The organism is Methylobacterium sp. WCS2018Hpa-22 (assembly GCF_031843785.1).
Lineage (GTDB): Bacteria > Pseudomonadota > Alphaproteobacteria > Rhizobiales > Beijerinckiaceae > Methylobacterium.
In genome coordinates this window covers 155,769-181,697 of the sequence record NZ_JAVTJA010000003.1, presented here as the reverse complement: position 1 = coordinate 181,697, position 25,929 = coordinate 155,769, and the positions used below count along the sequence as shown (strand labels likewise).

The window sequence follows — 25,929 nt, the reverse complement described above, 5'->3', positions numbered from 1 at the left end:
TCCTTCATCTCCCGCGAGTCCGCAGGCGCGGGGTGCTGGCGCGGTAGGGCTGCGGTTCGATGCCCAGGGCCGCGAAGCAGCGCCCGAGGGCCACGAGGATCGGGTGCAGGGCGATGGTGGGTTCCCGTGTCCGGACCAGATTGAGGATGGCGCGTCCGAACGAGACCCCGAGGATGGCGAAGGATTTGCCGGCCAGGGTCACGAGACCAAGACTGCCCTGCGCATGCTTGCGCTCGATCCGGTAATTGACGGCCCCGATCCGCAGGCCGCGTGCGGCGAGCCATCCCGTCCGCGTGCGGGCGAGAGGCACCGTCTCGGTGATGACCGCATCCGCCTCCCAGTAGAAGGTCACACCGGAGCGGCGGGCACGGGTGAAGAAGTCGGTGTCGCCGCCGCCGAGGAAATTGTAGCTCGTGTCGAAGGGTGGAGCTCCCATCAGCGCGAAGGTGCGCCGCGTAATCAGGCAATTGCCGCTGCCGTAGATCACCGGAACCGGCCCGCTTTTGTCATAGGCGGGGGCGAAGGCGGGGTGGTTGTCGAGGCCGGGCCGTGTTCCCGGTTCGAAGCGCGGGATCACCGGGCCGCCGACGATGCCGACCCCCGTGCGCTGCGCCGTGGCCACCATGCGCTCCAGCCAGTCGGGCTGTGCCAGCTCGTCGTCGTCGATCATCAGGAAATAACGGGTGTCGGGATAGGCCGCGAGGGCAGTGGTGAAGGCCCGATTGATCGCCGAGCAATTGCCCTGGCGCTGCTCGACCACGCATTGGCCCTGGAGCGGTCCCTTCGCGAACACCGCCTCGGCGGCCACCAAGCCGGCCTGCGACGCGCTGTCGTTGTCCACCACCACGACGGCGAAGCGGAGGCCGGTCCGCTGGCGCGCCAGGGAGGCGAGGGTCTGGACGAGGTGCTCCGGCCGTTTGAAGGTCGGGACGCAGACCACCGCGTCGAAAGGATTGGCGCGCGCTTTCACGACGCGCTTCCGGTGAAGCGCTCAATCACGGTCATCAGCGGCTTGGGCCTCAGGTCGGAATCCAGGGGGAGCGGCCGGTTCGCCGTGCCGTCGGGTCGGGTGAAGTATATCGGTACCCAGGTATAACGATCCGTAATACCCCAGGTAAGGACCGCGCTCGGCGGCGTCACCTCGTCCACCGCGTGGAGGAAATCGGCCGCCTTGCGCGCGATCATCGCATCTCGGGTGGCGGCGTCGGTCGGCAGTCCCACGTCGATCACATCGAGTTCGGTGACCAGAACGTCGAGCTTCAGCGCCTTGATCTCCCGCAGGAAAGCCTGGAGGCCGTCGCGGTCGATCTCCCGATCCGCGAACAGATGGGCCTGCAATCCGATGGCATGAATCGGGATACCTCGATCGACGAGGGAGCGTGCGATGGCGAGGATGCCGGCTCGGCGCATGGCGAAGCGCGGTCCGACGAATTCGATGTCGTATTCGTTGAGGACGAGCTGGGCGGCCGGATCGGCGGCATGAGCCGCCTTGAAGGCGATGGGGATGTACTCGGCGCCGAGGGTTTTCGTCCAAACGAAGGAGCGCAAGTCCCGTGGCGAGACCGGATTTTCGGGCATCGGCTCGTTCACCACATCCCAGGATCCGATGAAGCCGCGATAGCGGGAGACCACCGCTTCGATATGGCTGGTCAGAACCCATTCGGCCTCGACGGGGCTCGTGATCGCCTCCGCCCAGGCGGGCATGCCGCCGTACCAGGCCAGGGTGTGACCCCGCAGGCCGAGTCCGTTGCTACGGGCGAAGGCGGCGATCGTGTCGGCATCCCCGAAATCGAACGTTTCCCGGTTGGGCCGCAGGACCGGCCATTTCAGGCTGCCCTCCGGGACCAGCAAGCGGCACCTCTCCGCCAGGGCGGCGCGATAGCTCGCATCCGCCGCGAGAGCGTCCCCGCGAACCGCCGCCCCGAATGGGATCTTGCGCGGAGAGGCGACGGCGGCGCGATGGGCGAGCGCGCCTTCCAGCCCAAGGATGCTGCCCAGCGCTCCCTTGAGGACGGACCGGCGATGGGGAGGGCCCTGTTTCATGCCGAGATCCTGGGAAGAGTGAGAAGTCGCCCAAAACGGCACATCCCGCCGGGAGATGGTGGGGAGTTCTGCAAGTTCAGGTCCGTACACAGGTTCTGAGCCGAACAGGGAATGGTATCCGTCACGGATGACCCTGCGATGCATCCATCCTTGTGGGATGCCACCCGTGATCGGACAGCCGAGACCTATGGGTCCATCAGGACGTCGTGTTCACCAGGACTTGTGCCCTCGGCAGGAATACGCCGATCACCAGGGCATGACGGCGCCCCGTTCTCGAGGATAGGACATCGCTCCGACCCGACCGCTCCGGACGGAGCCTGCCCTTCTCTTTCCCGCGCCATGGCACGGGCCCTGCGGAAGCCTCGGCCATGACCGCCCAACTGTCCCGAAATCCGACGCCCGTCGCGCCGGCGCTCCCTGCCGGGCGACCCGGTGTGGGACGTCGCATCGGAGAGTTGCATCGCACGCCCATGCGTCTCGTCGCCGGGGCGTGGGCGACCCACCGCACCGTGCTGATCGGTTACGGCCAGCTTCTGGCCGGGGCGGGTGGGCGCCTCGTGCTTCAGATGGTCTATTTCCTGGTTCTCGCCAACACCTTGAGCCTCGCCGAAATGGGGGTCTTCGCCTCCGTCTCGGCGGCGGGCGTGATGATCGGCTGTCTGGCGGGGTTCGGCTTCCAATCCTTCGTGATGCGGTCGGCGGCCGGAAGGCGTTCGTCGATGGGGGGATATCTCGCCGTCTACTATGCCTGTTTCGGACTCGCCCTGCCGATCATGTTCGGCCTCTCGCTGGCTCTCTACGCGTTTCTGTTCCGGGACGTGATCGCCCTGCCCGGCTACCTGGCGATCATCGTGGTCGAGGTGGCGCTCTGGCGCCAGATCGAGCTCCTGGTCCAGGTCAATAACGGGCTCGGCCGCTACGCCGCGGCGGCGACGGTGATGTCGCTTCCCATCGGCTTCCGCGCCGCCGCCGCCTTGGCGTTCTGGGCTGCGGGCGGCGGCAACGCCGAAACCTGGGCCATCTACTATCTCGTCGGTAACGCGGTCTCGGTCGTCGTCCTCGCCATCCGCTTCCATCCGCGCACGCGGATGCGGTTCCGCGCGGCGCTGCTCAAGGGCCGGCTGCGCGACGGACTGCTCTTTGCCGCCTCCTATTTCATGTTCCTCGCTCAGGGCGAGATCGACAAACTCATCGTCCTGACGCTGGCCGGCGAGCGCATGGCGGGTATCTACGCGATCTCGATGCGGCTCATCGATTTCACCGGTGTGCCATTGCGGCCGATGTTCATGATGTATTCGCGTAAGCTCATCCAGGCCGGCCGCGCTACCCGGGCGAGCCTGCGCGAATCTCTGAAGGTGGAAGCGATGGTGGCGGTCGTCTCGACCGGCGCCCTCGTCTTCATGGTCGCGGTCCTGCACATCCGCCCCGACCTTCTCGGTCCTAACGTATCGGCGGCCTACGGCATGCTCGCCGTCATCGTCGCCGTGCCGGCGGTGCGCAATCTTCTGGAATTTCATGGCGAGTTGTTCTTCGCCTTCGGTCGGATGGGGTTGCGCGCGGGCGTCACCGCGACCCTCATCGCCCTCAAGGCCCTGGGCTTCGCCCTGCTTCTCACGGCACTTCCCGATCCGGCGCAGTGGAGCCTGTGGCTGAACGCGATCTATGTCGCGATCTACGCGTTCTCCTTCTTTACCCTCTACGGTCTTTTGTGGCGGAACACGGCACCGTGATCGCGACATCGCATGACAGGCGCGGTCCGATGACGGAAGCCTTCACCCTTCCCGGCGCAGGGTCCCCCCGATGAAGGGCGGCGGATCGGAGGAGGTGCGCATGAAGGCCGAGACCGGAGATCGTGCCTTCGCAGCCGCGGAGCAGGGCCGGGCCGAGCAGGACCGAGCCGAGACGGTGGGCCTGATCACCCTCAGCCACCGGGGCGATCTGGAACGATGCGCCCTGCTGTTCGAGAGCATCGATCGGCACGCGGCGTCGCGCGGCTGCCATTACGTCCTCGTCGACGACAGGGACGTGGCGCTGTTTGCGCACTTTGCCCGTCCCGACCGGCGGATACTGCCGCAGTCGCAGTTCCTGCCCTGGTGGATCAGGCCGATCCCGTTCCTGCGTCGGCGCCGGCTCCGCTACTGGCTCACGCCGTTCGGCAAGCCGGTCAGCGGCTGGCACATCCAGCAGTTCGTCAAGATCGAGGCCACGCGCAGGCTGCCGGAGGCACGCTACTGCCTGATCGATTCCGACGTCTGCTTCTTCCGGGACTTCGACCTCGCCGCCTTGGCCGAGCCCAATCCGACGCCGTTCCACGTCCATCCCGGCGGTGTCGTAGCCAACCGGCCACGCCACATCCAATGGCTCGGCACCGCGAGCCGGCTTCTCGCCACCAAGCCGCAAAGCGTACCCGCCGACGATTACATCGACCAGATCATCATCTGGGACCAGGCAACGACACGGGCGATGACCGACCGGATCGAGGCGGTGACCGGCCGTGGCTGGGTCGCCGCCCTGTGCCGGGACCGCCACTTTTCAGAATACATGATCTACGGCACCTTCGTCACCAACACGCCCTCGGTCATGGCGCGGCATGCGGTGACGACGCAGAGCTTCTGCCGGACCCATTGGGACGACGACGCCCTGAGCGAGGCCGATATCCTGGCGATGCTGGACGTCGCCACGCCGACGGAGCGAGCCTTCTGCATCCAGTCCTTCGGATCGACGCCGCTCTCCACCATCCGCGCCAGTATCGACGCGTTCCGTGCCGAGGGTGGAGAAGAGCGTTCCAAGCTGCGGACGGAAGCGGCCTGAGGCCTCATTCCGCCTGCGCCTCGACTTGCTGAGGCATATCGCACGCCGAGGCAAATCCCTCGCGGGTGATGAATGATGAAAGGGACCGACAGGCGCGCGAACACGTTTCCCCGCGCCCGGTACTTGGAAAAGTAAGATTTGCCGTGTCATGTGCGAGAGCACGGTCGACGCACTTTCCGGAAGGCGGATTCTCTCCCATGCCCTCGCAGAAGTCTTCGCTTCCGTCTCGCCCCATCACGACGGAATAGAGACGGAGCATGAAGGCCACGGCAGAGGACGACACCGCCTCCATGGCGGGGCAGGTCGGGCGGGAGGACCTCCACCAGGACACGGAGATGCCGGCGGGCGAGGCCGGGTTCAGCCTCGCGAAGGTCCACGAAATTCTCGAGGAACTGCTTCCGGCGGGCGAGGTCTCGGTCTACGAGGCCGGCGGCGGAGCATCCTCCTATCTTCCGGTCTCGGTGCTGCGCCGCTCCCGCGTGACCGTGGTCGATATCGACCCGACCCAGGTGAGCAACAACGGCTATGCCGATACGGTGATCTGCGGCGACGTCCAGACCCACCGTTTCACGCCCCTGACCTTCGACCTCGTGACGAGCTACAACGTCATCGAGCATCTGCCCGATGTCGGCGCGGCGATGGAGCGCTTCGCCGAATGCCTGAAGCCCGGCGGTCTCCTGCTGATCGGCGCACCGCATCCGCGGTCGCTCTCCGGCCTCGTGACGAAATATTCGCCGCATTGGTTCCACGTCTGGTTTTATCGCCATATCCGCGGCCACGAGCGGGCGGGCGAGCCGGGCGAACCTCCATTTCCAGTCCATTATCACCCGCTCGTCCTGCCGGCCCGGCTGAAGCCGTTCCTCGATCGCCTCGGGCTCGAGCCGATCTACGAACATATCTACGAGAGCCCGCGCTATGCGGAGATGCGGATATGCCGTCCGCGCCTCGCCGCCTTCACCGACGGCGTGACCGATGTGGTGAACAGGGTGACGGGGCGGCGCTTCAACCTGCAGCGCGGTGATTATCACCTGGTGCTGCGCAAGCGGTCCGGGCATCCGACACCGCAATGACCCCCGACGCCATCCTCGATCGCGACGTGACCGAACTCAAGGCGCAGCTCTCCTTCCGGGCGCGGCTCTCGCATCGTCTGTCGCGGCATATCCCGTCCGCGCCCTTACTTCCCCGCCTGTTTGGCCCGATGGTAAGCGTCACGTTCGACGATGTGCCGGACAGTGCCTGCGAGACGGGCGCTGCCCTCCTCGACGCGCATGGCGTGAAAGGCACGTTCTACGTCTCCCGCACCCTCCTCGGCACCGCCACCGAGCATTGGCGGGTCGCAGGCGTCGAGGCCTTGGCGGAGATCCATCGCCGCGGGCACGAGATCGGCTGCCATACCCATGATCACCGCCTCGTGCCCACCCTCGACGCAAAGCGATTCGCCGCGGATCTCCAGCGTAACCGGGATGCGCTCGCTTCCCTCGTGCCGGGACTGGTGCTGGAGAATTTCGCCTTTCCCTACGGCTATGCGTCACTGGCCGCAAAGCGCGTGCTGAGTCGGACCTATGGATCCGGCCGCAGCATCATGCCGGGCCTGAATGCCGGACGCATCGACCACTATTTCCTGCGCGCCAACCCGCTCTTCGACCGCTGCCTCGACGCCGTTCTCCTCGCGCGTCTGATGGACGAGGCGGTGGCCCGTAACGGCTGGGTGATCTTTTTCGGCCATGACGTGACCGAGGGGGCAAGCCCCTACGGCTGCTCCCCCGCCTTGCTCGAGGCCACTCTCCTGGCCGCGAACCGGCGCGGCATCCCGGTGGTCTCGATGGCGGAGGGGATGGCGCGGGCCCTTGGCGTCGCTGGGGAACGGCGCCCCGTGGAAGAGGCATCCCGCCTTTCGGGCTAGACCTCGATGCAGCTCTCGAAGAACGGCCCACGCGACGCGTGAGCCCGCCCGCATCCGAGGCTTCTTGTCCTGTCCGGTGCCATGACGAAGGCGTGTCTTCAGGCGTCCCATCCAATTCCGGCGGGAGGTGTAAAGACGTGATTCATCATCGTTCCGCGTTGTTGCGCATTCGTTGAGGGCCGCCTGAGAATTTAATCTAATTTGGACTCGCAGTTGCTATTCCCTCGTGCATTCGGCCGCGCGCTCTACGGACTGTGCCGGCTCGGGACACGAACGGACCGAAGCGGGATCGTCACACCAGCAATCCCGGGGCGCGCCGGGGCTCGTGTCTTCTCGGAACTCCGTGATGGTGGGAGGCGATTGATGTTGGTCTACGACGATCCCCCTGCATCCGGCAGGCCCGGCCCGGCCGAGCCGGTACGCGACGGCTATCGCCTCTCCGTCGGGGGTGCCTTCTCGGCCTTGCGCCGACGCATCGTCTGGATCTTCGCCTGCGCGCTCGTCCTGGCCGGGATCGGCCTCGTCGTGGGAAAGCTGCTGAGCCCGCGCTACACCGCCGAGGCGCAGATCTATATCGACCCGCGCGACCTGAACCTCGTCTCCCGCGAACTGACCACCGGCGGCCAGGATTCCAACGCCTATCAGAGCGTGGTGGAGAGCCAGACCCGTCTCATCACCTCGAGCAGCGTGCTGCGCCGGGTCGTCGATGCCACCGGCCTCACCAGGGACGACGAATTCACGGCCGCGTCGGGCGGGATGGTCTCGAAGGTCGTCGCTGCCCTGGGGTTCGGAAGTCAGGATGCGCCTTCGGATGACGAGGGCGACGCGAATGCGGCGGTCGGGCTCCTGCAGCAGCGCATCTCCGTGCGCCGAACCGGGCGAACCTACGTGATCGACGTCTCGGTCTGGGCGCGGGATGCGGCGAAGGCTGCGCGCCTCGCCAACGCGGTGGTGGCCGCCTATCTCGCCGAGGATGCCGCCGCCCGGACGGAGGCCGCCAACCGCGCCAATTCCGGACTCACGGCGCGGCTCGGCGAATTGCGCACCGCGCTCAACGCCGCGGAGAATCGGGTTCAGGCCTATCGTGCCGAGACCGGGCTCGTCGGCACCCGCGACGCCCTCGTGAGCGATCAGCAGCTGACGCAGATCAACGCGCAACTCGCCGCCGCCCGCGCTCGGGTGGTCGAGGCGCAGGCCCGCGTCGAACAGAGCCAGCGCATTGCCCGCGCCGGGCTGGATGCCGGGGCGACGGACGATATCCTCTCCTCGCAGACCGTGGCTGCCCTGCGCAGCCAATACGCGGACCTCACCCGGCGTCAGGCCGAGCTCACCAACGAGCTCGGGCCGCGCCATCCTTCCGTCTCCTCCATGGTCAAGCAGGTCGCCCAGGCACGCCGCTCCATCGATCAGGAGGTCTCCCGTTTCGCGCAGGCGGCGCAGACCGACCTGGCCAAGGCGCGCGCCACCGCATCGGCCCTGGAGAAGAACTTCGATCAGGCCAAGGGCCGAACGGTCGGTCTCGCCCAGGCGTCGATCCGCCTGCGTGAACTCGAACGGGAGGCCGAGGCCAGCCGCTCGGTCTACGAAGCCTTCCTCACCCGCTCGCGCGAGACCGGCCAGCAGGCCTATCTCGACATGGGCAATGCCCGGGTCGTCTCCCCGGCGACGAAGCCGATCATGCGCAGCTTCCCGCCCCCGGCGCGGACGCTGATGGCGATGGGACTCCTGGCGGGGCTCGGCCTCGGCATTCTCCTCGCCCTGCTCGACGATTGGGCCCGGTTCGGCCGGTCGGACCCTGTCCGTGGGCCCAGGGTCGCTGAGTCCCCCATGGCGGTGAAGGCCGCCACTCCGGCACGAGAGCCGGAGCCGTCTCCCAAGATGGCCCAGGCTTTCAAGCGGGCTCCCGTGTCGGAGCCGGTCCAAGCCTTCAATCCGGCGCAGGTTGCGGGGCCAGCCCCCGCTCCCATTCCCGCCCGGCCGCCCGAGCCGCGCCGCGAAACCGAGCCGCGCCGCGAATCCAAGCCGGTCGAGATGCCCCGTTCGGCCGAGGCACCGGTTCCGGCGGGTATTCCGAAGGATAGACGCATCCCGGTGAGCCCGCCCGCCTTCCGCGCGCCCGATCTGCCAGATCCGCGGCGGTCGGCGATGGCTTTCATCCGTGGCAACGCCAAGGACCCGGAGACCAGGCCGGCCATCGAGCCCCCCGTCCGAGTGGAGCCAAGGCGTCCGTCGGAGCCGGTACACGTGCCTAGAGCCGTCTCCCGTCCCGAGCCCGAGCAGGCCCCGAAGAAGCCTTTCGACAAACCCGATCCGGGACAGCGTTCATCGGTCAAGCGTGCCTCTGCCGCATCGTTCAGCGTGTCCGGCGCTGCCGCGCTGATCGGAGGGGCACGATGACGACACCGTCTCCGGTTCTGCCCGAACCGGTTCCCCTGACCTCTCTCGGCGGCGTATCGATCGCGGCTCTGGGAATGCGGGAGACCGTGAATCTGATGACCGAGGCCGTGCGCCGTCATCCGCGCCCCGGAACGCCCCTCTACTTCACCTCGGCCAATGGCGAGGTGATGTCACGGCACGCACGCGACATTGAGTTCGCCCGGCTGATGGACATGGCGGATGTCATCAGCGCCGACGGACAGCCGATGGTGACCATGTCCCGCTTCGTCGGGGACCGGGCCCTGCCCGAACGGGTCGCCACCACCGACCTCTATCACGAGGTCGCCCGCAAGGCCCTGGCGGAAGGCGTGACCTTCTATCTCTATGGCGCCACCGAGAACGAGAACCGCGCGGCGGTGGCGACGACACAGCGCCTGTATCCAGGGCTGCGCATCGTCGGTCACCACCATGGCTACCTCGTGGGCGACGCATTGGCCGCAAAGGTCGCCGAAATCGACGCCCTGGCGCCGGACATTCTCTGGATCGCCCTGGGGGTGCCGCGCGAGCAGGCCTTCGTGCGCGATCACGGTCCGCTCCTGCGGAACGTCGCCCTCATCAAGACGTCGGGCGGCCTGTTCAACTTTCTCTCCGGAAGCCGCAGCCGGGCGCCGGCCTGGGTCCAGCGGATCGGTTTCGAATGGCTCTGGCGGCTGCTGCAGGAGCCCCGGCGCCTGTTCTGGCGCTACTTCCTCACCAATCCGCACTCGCTCTACCTCATGCTCACACGCAGCGGCGACCGCTGGCGGACGCGTCGAGACAAGGCACGAGACAGCCGGGCGAGTGATGGCCAAGTCGATCACGGCCAGACGATCGTCCGGACTGCGACCGATGACGGCGATCGTGTCGCGACACGGGTGAAGGGGTCCTGACCCCCTTCGAGGTTCACTGCTGGGCGAAGCCCGCGGCCATGTTCACCGCCAGAGCCAGGACGCTGGTGTTGAACAGGTAGGCGTAAATCGTCTGCGCCGTCACGATCCGGCGGAATGCCTTGCTGGTGATGTCGGTATCGGAGGTCTGTGAGGTCGCCCCGATGGTGACGGAGAAGTAGAGGAAGTCCCAGAAATCCGGCTCCTCTCCGCCGGGAAAGTCGATTCCGCCACGGTTCCGACCCTCGTCGACCTCACCGTAATAGAGATGGGCGTAATGCACGGTGAAGATCACCTGCACGAAGACCCAGGCGCAGAGCATCGTCATGATCGCCAGGGCAAGGTGGGCAAGGCGCGGAGCGTCTGGCTCCCGTCCTCCGATCACCAGCATCGCCACGGCGCCGCAACTCGCGAGCCCTGCCAGGATGGCGAAGAGCGAGATCACCGGTGCGCTGTCGTCGAGCCGCGACGCTTCCCGGCGCAGGGCGTCCCGCGACAGGGACGAGGTCCGCCAGATGACGAGGGCGGTGTAGACGACGACGCCGACGCACCAACCGACGAGGAGGCGCGTCCAGAGCGACGCGAAGGGCAGGGCCACCGACAGCACCACTGCGAACACGATCGCCCCGAGAAGCCGCGGGCGCAGCAGGAAGGCCTGGAAGGGGTTCTGCATCGATGGGACTCGCGCTCCGGCACCCGGCTATAACGCCGGATCGCGCCAAGCGGTCATCGCATCCCCGTGAAGAGAGTTGCGCTCACCGAGGCCCGGCGGACGGCCGGGTATCACGCCTTGGGTGGGCGGCAGGCGGTGTCGCAGGAGGTCCCCGAGAACCGGGAGAACAGCTTGGCGAGACGAGGGCGCAGGGGCAGGAACCCGCGATAGGCGGCCTCGGCCAGGATCGGCATGCCGGGCAGACTCGCGAAGGCTGCGAGCCAGCCCCAGCCGGGCAACTCGCGCCAGAGCCGGATGAAGCCCGACGCCCCGGAGGCGAGACGCCCCTGATCGTCCCGGACGTGGAAACGTGCTTGCGCGGCTTCGCGGCTGAGATCGGGGCCGAGCGTGGCGGGGGCGTCGTCGCCGCTGACATCGACGAAGGCGAGGCGTTCGGCCCCGCGACTACGCCGGTAGGTCCGGATCTCGGCGGAACAGAGCGGACAGGCCCCGTCGTAATAGACGGTCAGTGCGGCGGGTGGGGTCATGGTGGGCGGTTATGTCCCTCTTCATCGGCTCCGGAGAGGGAGGCCGTGTCCGGGGACAACGCCGATACAAGCGAAACGGCCACACCCTCGATGGAAGCGGAGGTGTGGCCGTCTTTCAATGTGAGGACGGAGGAGCACCCGTGTTGCGGGACGCCCCCTGCGCGTCAGCGGGCGGCGAAGGCCTTGAGGGCGGCCTTGCCGGCGTAGCGGCCCTGAGCGCCGAGGCCTTCCTCGATGCGGATGAGCTGGTTGTACTTGGCCAATCTGTCCGAGCGGGCGAGCGAGCCGGTCTTGATCTGCCCGCAATTGGTGGCGACGGCGAGATCCGCGATGGTGGAATCCTCGGTCTCGCCTGAACGATGCGACATCACGGCGGTGTAGCCGGCGCGTTGCGCCATATCGACGGCGGCCAGCGTCTCGGTGAGGGTGCCGATCTGGTTGACCTTCACGAGGATCGAGTTGGCGGTGTTCTCGGCGATGCCGCGCGACAGGCGGGTGACGTTGGTGACGAAGAGATCGTCGCCGACGAGCTGGCAGCGGTTGCCGACCTTCTCGGTCAGAAGCTTCCAGCCGGCCCAGTCGTCCTCCGACATCCCGTCCTCGATGGAGAGGATCGGATAGGAATCCACGAGCTTGGCGAGGTAATCGACCTGGGCCTCGATCGAGCGGGTCTGGCCCTCGCCCTCGTAATGGTAGGCGCCGTCCTTGAAGAACTCCGTGGCGGCGCAGTCCAGGGCGAGCACGATGTCGGTGCCGGGCTTGAAGCCCGCCGCGGCGATCGATTCCATCACGAAGTCGAGCCCGGCCTCGGCCGAGGGGAGGTTGGGGGCAAAACCGCCCTCGTCGCCGACATTGGTGTTGTGACCGGCCTTCTTCAGGGCGCTCTTGAGGGTATGGAACACTTCGGCGCCCATGCGCACCGCCTCGGCCAGCGAGGACGCACCCACCGGCATGATCATGAATTCCTGGAAGTCGATCGGGTTGTCGGCATGCGCGCCGCCGTTGATGATGTTCATCATCGGCACCGGCAGCACCCGCCCCTGGGTTCCGCCGACATAGCGGTAGAGCGGCAGGCCGGCGGTCTCGGCCGCTGCCTTGGCGACCGCCAGGGATACGCCGAGGATGGCGTTGGCACCCAGCCGCGCCTTGTTGGGGGTACCGTCGAGCTCGATCATCGCCTCGTCGACGGCGATCTGATCCTCGGCATCCATGCCGCCGATGGCGTCGAGGATATCGCCACGGACCGCGGCCACCGCCTTGCGCACGCCCTTGCCGCTGTAGCGACCCTTGTCACCGTCACGCAGCTCCACCGCCTCGTGGGCACCGGTGGAGGCGCCGGACGGCACGGCGGCTCTGCCGAAGGAGCCGTCTTCGAGGAGGACGTCCACTTCGACGGTCGGGTTGCCCCGGCTATCGAGGATCTCGCGGGCGGCGATGTTGGTGATCGCGGTCATGCGTGCCCCTGCTCTCAAGATGTTGCGGCCGGTATCCGGCCATGTCGTCATCGTCCCGCGGGCGTGCGCCGTCGGCGAGCGCGCCCTATGGACCGGTCTGATACAGGGCAGGCTTATCCGTCAACGTGCCGCATCCGGCAAGCGCCCCTCGCCGATGAAGCTCGCCGGTCGGTCAGAAATCTTTGCTTAGGTTACGAGACGTTCCGCTTCACGGGTTGTGGTCCCCCACCCCGCTTCTCTCGCCGAGATCGGGGCGGACCCTGCAGCCAGGAGACTAGGCCGTTGATTTCATGAAGCATTCCGGGGTGGAGGTTTCCCTGGCACGCAGCCTGCGCTATAGCGGCGGACATGACCAACCCACCCTCCTCCGACGAATCTCTTCAGCTCGGCCAGCCGACCCCCCTGCCCGCCTCCCCCGAGACGGCGCGCCTGGACCGGGTGCCGAACCCTCATCCGGGAACGGATTATCTGGCACGGTTCACCGCCCCCGAATTCACCTCGATCTGTCCCGTGACCGGCCAGCCCGATTTCGGCATCCTGATGATCGACTACGTGCCGGATCTTTGGCTCGTGGAATCCAAATCTCTGAAGCTCTATCTCGGCTCGTTTCGCAATCACGGCGCATTCCATGAGGATTGCACGGTCGGGATCGGCATGACGCTCGTCGATCTCCTCAAGCCCCGGTATTTCCGCATCGGTGGCTATTGGAATGCGCGGGGCGGTATCCCCATCGACGTGTTCTGGCAGACCGGCGAGCCGCCGAAATCGCTTTGGCTTCCGGACCAGGGGATCGCGCCCTATCGCGGGCGCGGCTGATCAGCCCGTGCCCGTTTCGACGATCTTCCGGCTCTAGCTTGAGCATCGAGGCAGCTTCTCACGCTGGCGTGGCATCGTAGCGGCCAAGAAAAAAGGCGGCCGGTCAAAACCGGCCGCCCTTCGAGAACGCGTGACTTAGCTCGGTTCAGTAGCCGTAGCCGTAAGCGGGTCGCCCATAGGCCGGACGGCCATAGCCATTGTTGTAGTAGGAATCGCGGGCGGCGCCGGCTGCGATGGCGCCAGCCGCCAAGCCAGCGATGCCAAGGCCGACGGCAGCGCCGGTCCCGATGCCACGGCGATGCCCGCCACCGTAGGCGTAGCCGCGATTGCCGTATCCACGGTTTCCGTATCCACGATGACCGTAGCCGCCGTGGGCATAACCGCCATGGCCGCCGCGACCGTAGCCGTGACCATGTCCGGGGCGGGCTTCCGCTGCCGTCCCGGCAGCCATGGCGCCGAGGGAAAGGGTGACGGCTGTGATCAGTGCGAACTTGCGCATGGAGCTCCTCAAATCGTCGCTGTGCTTAAGCCAAAACAACGAAGTGTGGGCGGGTCGGTTCCATTGTCACGTCTGGTCGAACGATTCCGAGGGGCGTGCCTCGGTCAGCCGCTCGACTTTGCCAAGCGATCGAAAGCCTGCAGGGTTTCCAGTAATGCCGGCATCGCCCGGAGAGGGACCATGTTGGGACCGTCCGACGGGGCATGGTCCGGATCGGGATGGGTCTCGATGAACAGGCCGGCGACCCCCACCGCCACGGCGGCACGGGCCAGCACCGCCACGAACTCGCGCTGCCCACCGGAGGTGGCGCCCTGCCCGCCCGGCTGCTGCACCGAATGGGTCGCGTCGAACACCACCGGCGCACCGTGCGTCACCTGGGCCATGATCGGCAGGCTGCGCATGTCGGAAACGAGGGTGTTGTAGCCGAACGAGGCTCCCCGTTCGGTGACCAGCACGTTGGGATTACCGGCATTCGTGACCTTGGCGGCGACATGAGCCATGTCCCAGGGGGCGAGGAACTGGCCCTTCTTCACGTTCACCACGCGGCCGGTGGCGGCGGCCGCCAGGAGCAGGTCGGTCTGCCGGCACAGGAAGGCCGGGATCTGGAGGACGTCGATGATCTCCGCAGCCGGTGCGCATTGCGACGCTTCGTGGACGTCGGTGAGGACCGGGAGACCGAACCTTTCCTTGATGTCGGCGAAGATCGGCAATGCCCCGGCAAGGCCAAGGCCGCGCGCGGTGGAGCCGGAGGTCCGGTTGGCCTTGTCGAACGAGCCCTTGAAGACGAGGCCGATCCCGAGACGGTCGGTCATGCCCTTGAGCGCGTCGGCAATTTCGATGGCGTGGTCGCGGCTCTCGAGCTGGCATGGGCCGGCAATGAGCGCGAAGGGCAGGTGGTTGGCGAAGGCGGTGGACCCCGCCATCACGACGGGACCGGCGGGTGAGCGAGCAGGTTCGGACATGGCGACCGGTCTAGCCCAACTGAGCCCCGTCGAAAAGGCCTGCGCGACGGCGAAGGATCGTCCGACGATGCCGGGTGAGCATGCAGCGCGTGAGGTCGGGCGCCGGGCCGCCCAGGCCGAGGGTATCGGCGAGCCCCTGTCCGCTCGTCTCACATCGCAGGGCCGCATTCCCCGCCTGTCCCGCCTGCGGCACCCCCGTGAGGCGGGCGTCCCGATGGAGGGTGCGGGCCAGGGCCTCGACCTTGCCGGCCTTCGTACCCACCAGCCCTTCCGCCGCCAGGCCGATCAGGACGAAAAAGGCTCCGGCCGGCGCCTGATCCCGTGCCCCGAACGCCATCCGCGTCGGCGCCCTGCAATCGAGGCTCATGCGATCGGCATCCTCGGCGCGGAACACGGTGAGAGACGCCTCGCGCCCGGCCAGAGACGCGCCGGTGGCCCGGATCATCCGCGCGGCGAGTCGATCGCAGGAATCGCCCGCTGTCGCCGGATCCGGTGTCGAGGACAAGGCGATGGCGGTCAGGAGGCAGGCGATGGATGGGAAGGATCGGGCTTTCATGGGCCCGATCCTAAAGCAGGCCGCCGCTCGAGCCCAACGATCTCAGCGTGGCGTTCCGATCGATCCCGTGACATCGGCGGGACAGGGCTCGTGGGCGTGCGAGCGAAGGACCCGGCGCAGACGCAACGGATAGGCGCCGGTCTCGTCTTCCACCGTGCCCACCAGCGCATCCGTTGCCAGGGTTCCGTGGAAGGCGACATGGCCTCGTTCGCCACCGACCAGGAACGACAAGCCCTTGGTGTCGTCATCGAGGGTGAGGCTTTCGGCCTGCGCCGATTGGAATGGGGTTTCGTAAACCAGCACGTTGCCGGTGGGAGAACGCTTGAGCGTGATCCGCCGCCCTGCCCGCTCGCCACTTTCGGGCGTCGTGCAGAGATCCGCAAAAACGAAGGTGCCCGTGGCCCAGACCGGCTTCGCCGCCACCGACTTGGCATGGGCAGGCCCTGTCGGAGCGATCGTCGAGGAGAGAGCGACGAGGGGCAGGCCAGCCACCAGGATCCGCTTCAGAACAGGCATCGGATTCTCCCCCCTTCCATGTTTGCAACAGCAGACCCGTAGCTTCGCTTCGTCATGTCTCTGGATTGCGACAGGATCCGGCATCGGCGTGCGCGAAGGCACCTTCGTGACCGAGGCAAGATTCGGTCCTGTCGGCTGAGGGGACAGTCACGCGAAGAGCCGGCCCGAAGGAACGGGCCGGCTCTGGTCGAGACCTCGTCTGCGAAGAGGCCGGGGGCTCATCGCGCCCCCGGCTGGGTGTTCAGCCGGCCTTGTTGAGGGCCACGGCGACGAACCGGGTCACGCCCTTGGTGCTCTTGACCCGCATCAGCACCGCCTTGCGGCCACTAGCCTCGGCCGCCTTGATGCGCTCGGCGATCTCCGAGGGCTTCGAGACGCTGGAGCCGGCCACATCGAGGATGATGTCTCCCTGCTCGATGCCCTTGGCGGCGGCCGGACCATCGGGATCGACATCCATCACCGCGACGCCCTCATCACCGGCACCGACCTGCGAGGCCGGGGCGAGGCTGAGGCCGAGGCGCGGCTGGCCGTCGCTCGTCGAGCTGCTGCGGTTGTCGTTGCCTGCCTTCGGGTCGTTCGGCAGGGCGCCGAGCTCCACCGTGGCGGTGTCGGACTTGCCGCCGCGCAGATAGGCGAGCTCCACCTTGGCGCCGGGCTTCAGGCCGGCGATGCGGCGGGACAATTCGCGGGCATCGTTCACCGGCGCGCCATTGACCGATTCGATCACGTCGCCGGATTTGAGGCCGGCCTTGGCAGCCGGGGTGCCGGGTTCGGCGTGGTCGACGAGGGCGCCCTTGGCCTTGTCGAGGCCGAGGCCGTCGGCGATGTCCTTCGTCACCGGCTGGACCTGCACGCCAAGATAGCCGCGGGCCACCTTGCCGTCCGCCCGGAGCTGGTCGACCACCGCCTGCACGGTCTCGGCCGGGATAGCGAAGGCCAGGCCCACGCTGCCGCCCGAGGGGGAGGCGATGGCGGTGTTCACGCCCACCACTTCGCCGCCGACATTGAAGGTCGGGCCGCCGGAATTGCCCTTGTTGATGGGCGCATCGATCTGCAGGAAGTCGTCATAGGGGCCGGCGCCGATATCGCGGCCACGGGCCGAGACGATGCCGGCCGTCACCGTGCCGCCGAGGCCGAACGGGTTGCCGATGGCCACCACCCAATCGCCGACACGGGGTGCGGTCTTGCCCAGCGAGACGTAGGGGAAAGTGCCGCCTTCGGTGATTTTGAGCAGCGCCAGATCGGTCTTGGGGTCCTTGCCGATGACCTTGGCGTCGAGGGTGCGGTTGTCGTCGAGCGTGACCTGCACGGTCTTGGCCTTGTCGACCACGTGATTGTTGGTGACGACGTAGCCATCGGCCGAGATGATGAAGCCCGAACCCATGGCGCCACGCTGGCCCTGGCGCTTGGGCGACGGGCCGCCGAAGCCCTGGCCCTGCCCCGGGCCGCCCTGGCCGAAGCGCTTGAAGAACTCGCGCAGCTGCGGCGGAACCTGCTGGCCCTGGCCCTGCCCGGGGCCGTCATCGTCGTCCATGCCGGCGCTGTCGTCGAGCTTCACCTTCACGGCGACCACGCCGGGCTTCACCTTGTCGACCACGCTGGCGAAGGAGCCGGGCGGATGGTCCGGCACGTCGATGGGGTTCTTGGACAAGGCCTGGGCATAGGCCGGGGTGGAGGGCTGAGTCAGGCTGATGCCCGCGGCTCCCGTCGCAGCGATGGCGATGGCGGCGACGGAGGCGAGGGCGTTGCGGCGCAGGCGAGAGGTGGACGACGTCATGGACAGGTCTCTCCGGAAAGGTCGTGTCCCCGCTGAGCGGGGCCATGACCCTCCATGTAGAGACCTCAGCCTGACCCGGCCGTGTCGCCGAGATTACGGTTTGGACAGGTTGGGAGCCGGGAGCGCCCTCACCCCCGCCCGCCATCTCAGATCCAGCAGCAATCCCGCCGGGTGCGTGTCGAGGACGGGCGTGATCGGCAGGCCGGCGGCGTGGAGGAGGCGGGCGGCCCAGTGGTTGCAGACGTTGGCGGCGCTGAAGCGGCCCTGCCCTTCGTAGAACAGGCTCGGCCCGTAGAGGCCGGGACCGCCCTCGATGGGGACGTTGTCGGCGAGGCGGAAGCTCGCGTCGAGGCGGGCGAGCAGACGGGCGAGGCCGGCCTTCGAGACCCGGATGGGGACGATGTCCGAATGCGGGAAGCTCGTCCGGGTATCGTCTTCGAGGCCCACCACCTGGACGACGCCGTCGCGGCCGCCGGGGGTGAACAGGGCTTCGAGGGCGAGGCGCAGGTCGAACTGAGCCAGTGTCGGCGTCGCCCGGTAGAAGCGGGCCTCGCCCCAGCCGAACTCGATCCCCGGATAGGCCCGAAAGCGCGTGGCGATGCTCCGCAAAGCCGTGCCGGCGCCCTCCCCGGTGAGGGCCTCGCGTGGGATCACCAGCCCCGAATGCCAGCCGTGGCTGACGAGTTCGATGTTTTGTGAGTCGTCGTCCGGAGCGGGGTAGAGCGCCGGGTCGCCGGACCTCGCCGTGACGATCGCGGCGAGGACGAGGAGGGCCAACAGGCCGGCGAGGCCCTGGCCCAGCCGGCGCAGGATCACGCGTCGGACAACCGCGCCAGGGCTTCCCGGATCTTCTCCAGACGTGCCGCTTCCGCGTCGCGGCGCTCGCGCTGCTCGTCCACCACCTCGTCGGGCGCGCGGGCGAGGAAGTCGGCATTGCCGAGCTTGGCCTCGATCTTTCCGATCTCGGAGGCCGCCTTCACCGCCTCCTTGTTCAGGCGGGCGACCTCGGCCTTGAGGTCGACGATGCCCTCCAGGGGCAGCGCCGCCACCGAGCCGCGCACCAGCAGCTGGACCGCGTTCTTCGGCGCGGTCTCGGCGAAGGAAATCTCCGACAGGCGGGCGAGGCGCAGGAGCGTGTCCTGCCACTGCGCTGCCCGCGCCAGCAGGGCCTCGTCGGCGCCGACGATGACCAGGGGAATCTGGGCACCGGCCGGCACGTTGGTCTCCGAACGGGCGGAGCGGATCTCGGAGACGAGGTCCACCACCCAGCCGATCTCGGCTTCGGCCCGAGCATCCGCCAGCCCCGACAGGTCGGGCCACGGCGCCAGCGCCAGGAGCCCACGCTCGGCGATGCCCTCGCCCTTGATCGCCCAGAGTTCCTCGGTGAGGAACGGCATGAACGGGTGCAGCAGCTTGGCGATCTGGTCGATCAGGAACGCCACCGTGGCCTGCGTCTCGGCCTTGAGGCCGGCATCGACGCTCTCGCCCTGAAGCACCGGCTTGGCGAGTTCGAGATACCAATCACAAAAAATATTCCAGACGAAGCGGTAGGCGGCCGCCGCCGCGTCGTTGAAGCGGTAGGCGTCGAGCGCCGTCGACACCTCGGCCACGGCGCGCGCGGCCTCGCCCAGCGCCCAGCGGTTCAGGGTCTCGGTGGCGGCTTCCGGGCGGTAATCGGCGCGGAGCACGCAGCCGTTCATCTCGGCGAAGCGCGAGGCGTTCCAGAGCTTGGTCGCGAAGTTGCGGTAGCCTTCGACGCGGTTCACCGCGAGCTTGATGTCCCTGCCCTGCGCGGCCATGGCGGCCAGGGTGAAGCGGAGGGCATCGGCGCCGTACTGGTCGATGAGGCCGAGCGGATCGACGACATTGCCCTTCGACTTCGACATCTTGGCGCCCGAGGCGTCGCGCACCAGGGTGTGGAGATAGACCGTATCGAACGGCACCCTGTCGGTGACGTGGAGGCCGAGCATCATCATCCGAGCGACCCAGAAGAAGATGATGTCCTTGCCGGTGACCAGGGTGTTGGTCGGATAGTAGCGGTCGAGCTCCGGCGTCGCGTCGGGCCAGCCGAGCGTCGAGAACGGCCACAGGGCTGAGGAGAACCACGTGTCGAGGACATCCTCGTCGCGACGCAGGGCCACGGCGCGGCCCTGCTTGGCCGTCGCCTGCTCCAGGGCTTCCGTCTCGCTGGAGGCCACGAAGATGCCGCCCTCGTCATCGTACCAGACCGGGATCTGGTGGCCCCACCAGAGCTGGCGCGAGATGCACCAGGGCTCGATATTCTCAAGCCACTGGAAGAAGGTCCGCTCGTAATTCTCCGGAACGAAACGGGTTTTCCCATCGCGCACGGCCTGTAGCGCACGCTCGGCCAGAGGCTTCACGTTCACGTACCATTGGTCGGTGAGGTAGGGCTCGATGACCACGTTCGAACGGTCGCCATGCGGGACCGCATGGGTGTTGGGCTCGGTGAGCCGCAGGCGCTCGCGCGCCTCCATCAGGGCGACGACGCGCTTCCGCGCCTCGAACCGGTCGAGGCCGTGCAGAGCCAAAGCCTCGGGCTCAGGGTTCGAGTCCTTCAGGAAAGCCGCGTTTCCGTCGAGGGTTATGCGCGCTTCCGGATCCAGGATGTTAATCGGCGTGCAGCCGGCTCGCTTGCCCACCTCGAAATCGTTGAAGTCGTGCGCCGGGGTAATCTTGACGGCGCCGGTGCCCTTCTCCGGGTCCGAATAGGTATCGGCGACGATGGGGATCAGACGGCCGACCAGCGGCAGGCGCACATGCTTGCCGACCAGATGCGTATAGCGCTCGTCGTCGGGATGAACCGCGACCGCCGTGTCGCCGAGCATGGTCTCGGGGCGGGTGGTGGCCACGGTGATGACCTCGCCGGTCTCGGCGCCTGCCTCATCGACGATGGGATAATCGAAGTGCCAGAGATGGCCCTTCACCTCGACCTGCAGGACTTCGAGATCCGAGATCGCGGTCTGGAACTTCGGATCCCAGTTCACGAGGCGCTTGTCGCGGTAGATCAGCCCCTGAGCGTGGAGATCGACGAAGGTCTTGGTGACGGCGCGGACCATCTGGTCGTCGGGCTGGCCGGACAGGCCCATGGTGAAGCGCTCGCGCGACCAGTCGCAGGAGGCGCCCAGCCGCTTCAGCTGGTTGACGATGGCCCCGCCGGACTCGGCCTTCCAGGCCCAGACCTTCTCGACGAAGGCCTCGCGGCCGAGCTCCCGCCGGCCCGGCTGCTTCGCCTCGGCGAGGCGGCGCTCCACCACCATCTGGGTCGCGATGCCGGCATGGTCCGTGCCCGGCTGCCACAGCACGTCGCGCCCGCGCATGCGTTCGAAGCGGCAGAGGATGTCCTGCAGAGTGTTGTTGAGGGCGTGACCCATATGCAGGCTGCCGGTGACGTTCGGCGGCGGGATCACCATGGTGAAGGGCTTGGCGCCCGCGCGCTCCGGCCGTCCGGCCTTGAATGCGTCACCCGCCTCCCAGGCGGACGCGATGCGCGCCTCGACGGCGGCGGGATCGAAGGTCTTGTCCATCATGGGCTTGCGTCGGGCCAGTTCGTGCGAGGCGGCCGTCAGACCGCGTATTGGCCCGCTTTCACCCCGTCACGTCCTCCGCGTCAACATCGGAGGGCGGTCAGCGGCCCCGCGCCACGCGCTCGATCTCGGCGCGGACGAGGCGTTCGACCATGCCCGGCAGGTTGTCGTCGAGCCAGGATTGCAGCATCGGCCGGAGCATGTCCTGCACCATGTCCTCGATGGTCCGGGCATTCTGGCTCACCCTCGTGCCGGCAAGAAGCTGGAACGCATGGCCGACGCTGGCATCGGTCAGGTCGGAAACGAGGCGCTGCTTCAGGCTCTCGCGCGGGGCCTCCACCGGTTCCTGGCGGGGGGCGGCGCGGGGCGGCTCGGGCTGACGCACCACCGGTGGCGGCAGGGGCTCCGGTTCGGGCTCGTCGTCGTCGAAGGAAATCGAGTCGAAGTCGATCTGCCCGCTCTCGGCGAAGTCGATCTCCGGCTCCTCCATGGGGGCGGGCTGGGGCTTGCGGGGCTGCGCGACCTCGGCGAGGTCGAGCACGTCGTCGTTCTCCGGCAGCGGCGGAGTGGAGCGAACCGGCGAGACCACCTCCGCCTTGGCGTTCTGGTCGTCGGCGATGATCCGGCGAATGGACGCCAGGATCTCCTCCATGGAGGGTTCCTGGCCCTTTTCCGGCGTCTTGGGGCTCGCTGCACTCATCCGGACGACGCTCGGGTCACATGGTTAAAGAAGTATTTCGATCACTCTGAGTATTTCACCACGGGCGCCGGAAACAAGGACCGGCAGGGCGCAAGGCACAGGATAACACCGGCGCCCTGCGAGTTCCTCGCGACCCTCAGCGTCCGTCAGGCGTACGCACGCCGTACCAGAGATCCTTGATCTGGTCGAAATGCTCCTTCGGGCTGTAAGCCACCACCGGGATCGACGTGAAGCGCACGGTGAGGCGGCCTACCGCCTGGACCACGCCGTAGGAATTCACCACGCGGTCGCGCTGGGCGAGAATGAGGTTCACACGCGAGTTCAGCAGTTCCTGCTGAGCGTTCAGCACGTCGAGCGTGGTGCGCTGGCCGACACGGGCCTCCTCGCGCACGCCGTTCAGCGCCACTTCGTTGGCCTGCACCTGCGCCTGCGATGCGATGACCTGGGCCTTCGCTGCTTCGAGACGACCCCAGGCCGTGACGATGGCCGACCGGACCTGGTCGCGGATATCCTCGACGTTGATCCTGGCCTGACCCACCAGTTCCTTGGCCTGGCGGATCTGCGAATAGGTCTGGCCGCCCTCGTAGAGCGGGACCGAGATGCGGCCGACGATGGAGGCGGTCACGCCGTTATCGCCCGGGAACTGCGTATCGTAACGCTGCTGGACGCTGCCCTGCAGGGCGGCAGTCGGATAGAGCGCACCTTCGAAAATCTTCACCTGCGCTTCGGCCACATCCACCGCGTGAAGCGAGGACATGATCTGCGGATGCTCTTTCAGGCCGATGGAGATGGCGTTGTCGAGGTTCGGCGGCACGAACCGGTCGAGGGGACGTCCCGGCGCCAGCTGCCGCGGCTCGACGCCGATGATGCGCCGGTACGTGCCGATGCTGGCGCGCAGGTTCGCCTCCGCGCCGCTGACGTCGGAGCGCGCACCGGCGAGACGGGCTTCGGCCTGGGCGACGTCGGTCCGGGTGACCTCGCCGACATTGAAGCGGTCGCGGGTCTGGCGCAGCTGCTCCTCGAGCACCTCGACGTTGTTGCGGCGCAGTTCCAGGGTCGCCGTGTCGCTGAGGACCGACATGTAGATCTGGGCGGCGTTGAACAGGGTCGTCATCTCGGTGGCGCGCAGCGATTCGCGCGTGCCGAGCACGTCCGACTGGGCCCGACGGGTCTGGTTGTCGGTCTGAAAGCCGTTGAACAGGGTCTGGTTGATCGTCAGCCCGGCGCCGCCGGGCTTCGTCACCTGATTGAGAGAGATGCCGCTCACACGGCCCTGACTCTGGGTCAGGCCGATATCGGCGTCGAGACTCACGGTGGGGCGGTAGCCGGACTTGGCCTGCGCGACGTTCTCATCGGTAGCGCGCAATCCCGCACGCGAGGCGTTCAGCGCCGGGTTGGCGCCATAGGCACGGGCCAGCGCGCTATCCAGCGTCTCGGCCACGGCCGGAGAGGCGGCGGCGAGCGTCAGCGCGGCGAAGCCACCCAGCCGTAGCCGGAAGCTTTTCGCAAGTTTGCGTTGTCTCACGTCCATCTGCCCTTGCGGTTTCTCGATGAACCGGTCGGCTGTTCGTCACAGCCATAGCGCCTAGGGTGCCATCCGGATTGCCCGCCTCACAGGTCAGCTTAGCGGAGGTTGTGCTTCAGGGCATCGGCGGAGAGGGATTAGGCGCGAGATTGATGGCGCAGTGCCGCATAAAAGCGACACCTGCTCCCGCGGCTAGAACGAAAAATGGGAATCCGCGCTGAACGCTGAGAGGGCCGGAAGCGAGGCGTCGAAGAGCGGCCGCGCTCCGAAAGCATCCCCGGTCCTGATGAACAGGGTGGCCTTCGCGGCCCTGTCGCGACCCATCACGCAGACGAGGCGTCCGCCATCCTTCAACTGATCGAGGAGGGATTGAGGCCTCGTCTCGACGCGGCCGTTCACGAGGATCGCGTCGAACGGCCCCGCCTTCGCCGCCCCCTCCTGCAAAGGCCCGTGAACGATCTCGATACCGTCCGTGCCCGACAGGCGGCTCTCGGCCTCGGCGGCGAGGGTCTCGTCGGATTCGAGGGCGACGACCCGCACTCCGAGCTGCCGCATGATGGCGGCGGCGTAACCGTAGCCGGCGGCGACATCGAGGGCGACCTGGCCCGGCGCGAGCTGCAGCGCCTGGATCATGCGGGCCAGAATCATCGGGGCCGGGACGGCGCGATCCGATGTCGCCGGATCCTGTCCGGTGATGCGGAGGGATTGGTCGATATAGGCGAAGTCCTCACGGCCCTGCGGCACGAAGCGCTCGCGCGGCACGGCTTCGAAAGCGTCGAGGACGGGGATGTCGTTGACATCGAAAGTCCGCAACTGACAATCCACCATGAGGCGTCGCGCCTGCGCGTAATCGAGCATGGGTTTCGTCTTCCCTCGCCGCATCGACCGTAGGCGCCCCTCCGCCTCATCCGGATATTCGGAAGGGGCCGGACGCCAGCGCCGAAGCTTGCCGGGTTGTCGTGGATCGGCCCTCAAAACGCAAGGTTCGAGGCGTGGTCGGGTCGACGGAAGACGGCTCCGCTTCCGGCCTGATGGAATGGGCGGAGGTTTCAGCAGCCGGTGGCGTCGAGCAGCGTCTCGACCATGGAGCGGTAACCCGATCCGAACAGGCGCAGATGCACCAGCGCCGGCCACAACTGATAGATCGCCCGACGCTCGGGCATGCCCGATTCGGCCGCACCATACGCCTCCCGGAAGGCGGGACCGGGCGCACCGAACAGCGACAGCATCGCGAGGTCCACTTCGGCATGGCCGTAGTAGCAGGCGGGGTCGATGAGCCCGGAGATGCGGTCGCCGTCGATCAGGACGTTGCCCCTCCACGGGTCGCCATGCAGCAGGGACGGACGCGGACGGGCCGGAAGACGCTCGGGGAGCGCCCTCGCCAGAGCCTCGATCCTTCGCCTGAGCGTGGGGGCGAGATGAAGAGCGTGGCAGAGCAGCCGGTGCTCGCTCCAGAAGTCGGGCCAATTCTCGCTCCGGCGATTGTCGATCCGCACCGTCCCGAAGGCGTAATCACGGGTCCAGCCGTAATTGTCGCCGGTCACGGCATGGAGGAGCGCCACCACGTGGCCGAGATCCGCATCCGCGTTGCCGCCGCGGGCCGGCAGGGGCTCGATCACGAGGGTCCGGGCATCGGCCGCGAACACCTCCGGCGCAGGAATTCCGGCGGCGCGGATCGCGCGGAGCATCCCGGCTTCCGCCAGTGGATCGGGTCCATCCTTGACGATCGCCGCGCTGCCGTCGTCGAGCAGGATCCGCACGAGGCCGGAGAGGTTGCCGCCGCTCATGGGCTCGACCCGCACGAGACGGCGCCCGAGCAGCGCCGCTCCACGCTCTGCCAGAGGCGTCATGCCATGAGCGCGCGCACGAGGTGACGGGCGCCGAGGGTCACGTCGGCCCAGGTGGCGTCGAACCCCGTATCGGCGCCGTAATAGGGGTCGGCGACCGCCTCTCCCCTGCGCCCGGGTACATGGTCGAGGAGAAGCGACAATGCGGCGCCCTCTTTCGGTCGAAGCCGACGCAGCACGGCGAGATTGTCGCCATCGAGGGCGACGATGTGGCTGAAGCGGGCAAAATCCGCCGGCTCGACCTGACGGGCGCGGTAGCCGGAGATGTCGACGCCGTTGCGCCGGGCGACGGCCAGGGCACGCGGGTCGGGCGGTTCGCCCGCATGCCAGCCGCCGGTGCCGGCCGAATCGACCTCCACGTCGAGACCCGCCCGCTCGGCCTCGACGCGGAACGCCGCCTCCGCCAGGGGCGAACGACAGATGTTGCCCAGGCACACGAACAGGACGGCTGGCTTGCCTGCGGACATAACGGC

24 protein-coding genes are annotated in these 25,929 nt (G+C 67.6%); 7 read left to right on the top strand and 17 right to left on the bottom strand.

All coding sequences use genetic code 11. The features are described from left to right. Positions 1-4 precede the first annotated feature (4 nt). Both RQI43_RS05330 and RQI43_RS05325 read right to left on the bottom strand, forming a co-directional pair. Positions 5-970 carry a glycosyltransferase gene (locus tag RQI43_RS05330; RefSeq protein WP_311274470.1) on the bottom strand — a complete coding sequence of 322 codons (966 nt, stop codon included), beginning with the start codon at positions 968-970 and terminating at the stop codon, positions 5-7. Further along, positions 967-2,043, bottom strand: a complete 1,077-nt coding sequence (locus tag RQI43_RS05325) for an endo-1,4-beta-xylanase (RefSeq protein ID WP_311274469.1) — start codon at positions 2,041-2,043, stop codon at positions 967-969. Before RQI43_RS05325 ends, RQI43_RS05330 begins: the two co-directional genes overlap by 4 nt. Positions 2,044-2,411: 368 nt before the next feature. Here RQI43_RS05325 and RQI43_RS05320 point away from each other — a divergent pair, with 368 nt between their 5' ends. The 6 genes from RQI43_RS05320 (at position 2,412) to RQI43_RS05295 (ending at position 10,062) form a co-directional block, all read left to right on the top strand. Beyond that, on the top strand, positions 2,412-3,773 hold the full coding sequence (locus RQI43_RS05320; protein ID WP_311274468.1) for a hypothetical protein: 1,362 nt from the start codon (positions 2,412-2,414) through the stop codon (positions 3,771-3,773). A gap of 100 nt (positions 3,774-3,873) precedes the next feature. Then, positions 3,874-4,854 (top strand): DUF6492 family protein, encoded by a 981-nt coding sequence (locus RQI43_RS05315; RefSeq protein WP_311274467.1) that lies wholly within the window; start codon positions 3,874-3,876, stop codon positions 4,852-4,854. A 257-nt stretch (positions 4,855-5,111) separates the two neighbouring features. Further along, positions 5,112-5,924 carry a class I SAM-dependent methyltransferase gene (locus RQI43_RS05310; RefSeq protein ID WP_311274466.1) on the top strand — a complete coding sequence of 271 codons (813 nt, stop codon included), beginning with the start codon at positions 5,112-5,114 and terminating at the stop codon, positions 5,922-5,924. After that, complete coding sequence (locus RQI43_RS05305) at positions 5,921-6,757, top strand: polysaccharide deacetylase family protein (RefSeq protein WP_311274465.1); 837 nt, start codon at positions 5,921-5,923, stop codon at positions 6,755-6,757. The genes RQI43_RS05310 and RQI43_RS05305 overlap by 4 nt, the downstream gene beginning before the upstream one ends. Before the next feature lie 363 nt (positions 6,758-7,120). Next, positions 7,121-9,154: a Wzz/FepE/Etk N-terminal domain-containing protein gene (locus RQI43_RS05300; protein WP_311274464.1), complete on the top strand. Its 2,034-nt coding sequence runs from the start codon at positions 7,121-7,123 to the stop codon at positions 9,152-9,154. Then, on the top strand, positions 9,151-10,062 hold the full coding sequence (locus tag RQI43_RS05295; protein WP_311274463.1) for a WecB/TagA/CpsF family glycosyltransferase: 912 nt from the start codon (positions 9,151-9,153) through the stop codon (positions 10,060-10,062). Before RQI43_RS05300 ends, RQI43_RS05295 begins: the two co-directional genes overlap by 4 nt. A 13-nt stretch (positions 10,063-10,075) precedes the next feature. On the opposite strand, the gene RQI43_RS05290 is transcribed toward RQI43_RS05295, so the two are convergent. The 3 genes from RQI43_RS05290 to eno all read right to left on the bottom strand — a co-directional run bounded on the left by RQI43_RS05290 (position 10,076) and on the right by eno (position 12,713). Then, positions 10,076-10,732, bottom strand: a complete 657-nt coding sequence (locus tag RQI43_RS05290; RefSeq protein WP_311274462.1) for a DUF1345 domain-containing protein — start codon at positions 10,730-10,732, stop codon at positions 10,076-10,078. A 110-nt stretch (positions 10,733-10,842) separates the two neighbouring features. Then, positions 10,843-11,259 carry a DUF393 domain-containing protein gene (locus RQI43_RS05285; protein ID WP_311274461.1) on the bottom strand — a complete coding sequence of 139 codons (417 nt, stop codon included), beginning with the start codon at positions 11,257-11,259 and terminating at the stop codon, positions 10,843-10,845. 164 nt (positions 11,260-11,423) lie between these two features. Further along, entirely contained in the window at positions 11,424-12,713 is a 1,290-nt protein-coding gene (gene eno, locus RQI43_RS05280) for a phosphopyruvate hydratase (protein ID WP_311274460.1), read from the bottom strand. A 348-nt stretch (positions 12,714-13,061) separates the two neighbouring features. Here eno and queF point away from each other — a divergent pair, with 348 nt between their 5' ends. Next, entirely contained in the window at positions 13,062-13,529 is a 468-nt protein-coding gene (gene queF, locus RQI43_RS05275) for a preQ(1) synthase (RefSeq protein WP_311274459.1), read from the top strand. 145 nt (positions 13,530-13,674) lie between these two features. Here queF and RQI43_RS05270 read toward each other — a convergent pair whose 3' ends face one another. From RQI43_RS05270 to RQI43_RS05215, 12 genes are all read right to left on the bottom strand, one after another. Next, a complete protein-coding gene (locus RQI43_RS05270; RefSeq protein ID WP_056434083.1) occupies positions 13,675-14,028 on the bottom strand; it encodes a hypothetical protein in 354 nt (117 codons plus the stop codon). Between the two features lie 104 nt (positions 14,029-14,132). After that, positions 14,133-14,990, bottom strand: coding sequence for a 3-deoxy-8-phosphooctulonate synthase (gene kdsA, locus RQI43_RS05265; protein ID WP_311274458.1), 858 nt, complete (start codon positions 14,988-14,990; stop codon positions 14,133-14,135). A gap of 10 nt (positions 14,991-15,000) precedes the next feature. Beyond that, positions 15,001-15,546 (bottom strand): hypothetical protein, encoded by a 546-nt coding sequence (locus RQI43_RS05260; protein WP_311274457.1) that lies wholly within the window; start codon positions 15,544-15,546, stop codon positions 15,001-15,003. 42 nt (positions 15,547-15,588) lie between these two features. After that, positions 15,589-16,062, bottom strand: coding sequence for a hypothetical protein (locus RQI43_RS05255; protein ID WP_311274456.1), 474 nt, complete (start codon positions 16,060-16,062; stop codon positions 15,589-15,591). A gap of 241 nt (positions 16,063-16,303) precedes the next feature. After that, a complete protein-coding gene (locus tag RQI43_RS05250; protein ID WP_311274455.1) occupies positions 16,304-17,839 on the bottom strand; it encodes a Do family serine endopeptidase in 1,536 nt (511 codons plus the stop codon). Between the two features lie 93 nt (positions 17,840-17,932). Further along, complete coding sequence (locus tag RQI43_RS05245; protein ID WP_056434073.1) at positions 17,933-18,655, bottom strand: DUF2459 domain-containing protein; 723 nt, start codon at positions 18,653-18,655, stop codon at positions 17,933-17,935. Then, a complete protein-coding gene (locus RQI43_RS05240) occupies positions 18,652-21,387 on the bottom strand; it encodes a valine--tRNA ligase (protein WP_311274454.1) in 2,736 nt (911 codons plus the stop codon). Before RQI43_RS05240 ends, RQI43_RS05245 begins: the two co-directional genes overlap by 4 nt. 97 nt (positions 21,388-21,484) lie before the next feature. Then, positions 21,485-21,874 (bottom strand): PopZ family protein, encoded by a 390-nt coding sequence (locus tag RQI43_RS05235; protein ID WP_244477951.1) that lies wholly within the window; start codon positions 21,872-21,874, stop codon positions 21,485-21,487. 346 nt (positions 21,875-22,220) lie between these two features. Continuing rightward, a complete protein-coding gene (locus tag RQI43_RS05230) occupies positions 22,221-23,615 on the bottom strand; it encodes a TolC family outer membrane protein (protein WP_056434067.1) in 1,395 nt (464 codons plus the stop codon). A gap of 186 nt (positions 23,616-23,801) precedes the next feature. Beyond that, a complete protein-coding gene (locus RQI43_RS05225) occupies positions 23,802-24,467 on the bottom strand; it encodes a protein-L-isoaspartate O-methyltransferase (protein ID WP_311274453.1) in 666 nt (221 codons plus the stop codon). Positions 24,468-24,658: 191 nt separating this feature from the next. Continuing rightward, positions 24,659-25,459 carry a fructosamine kinase family protein gene (locus RQI43_RS05220; RefSeq protein ID WP_311274452.1) on the bottom strand — a complete coding sequence of 267 codons (801 nt, stop codon included), beginning with the start codon at positions 25,457-25,459 and terminating at the stop codon, positions 24,659-24,661. Then, positions 25,456-25,923 carry a low molecular weight protein-tyrosine-phosphatase gene (locus RQI43_RS05215; protein ID WP_311274451.1) on the bottom strand — a complete coding sequence of 156 codons (468 nt, stop codon included), beginning with the start codon at positions 25,921-25,923 and terminating at the stop codon, positions 25,456-25,458. The genes RQI43_RS05220 and RQI43_RS05215 overlap by 4 nt, the downstream gene beginning before the upstream one ends. Between the last annotated feature and the right edge of the window lie 6 nt (positions 25,924-25,929).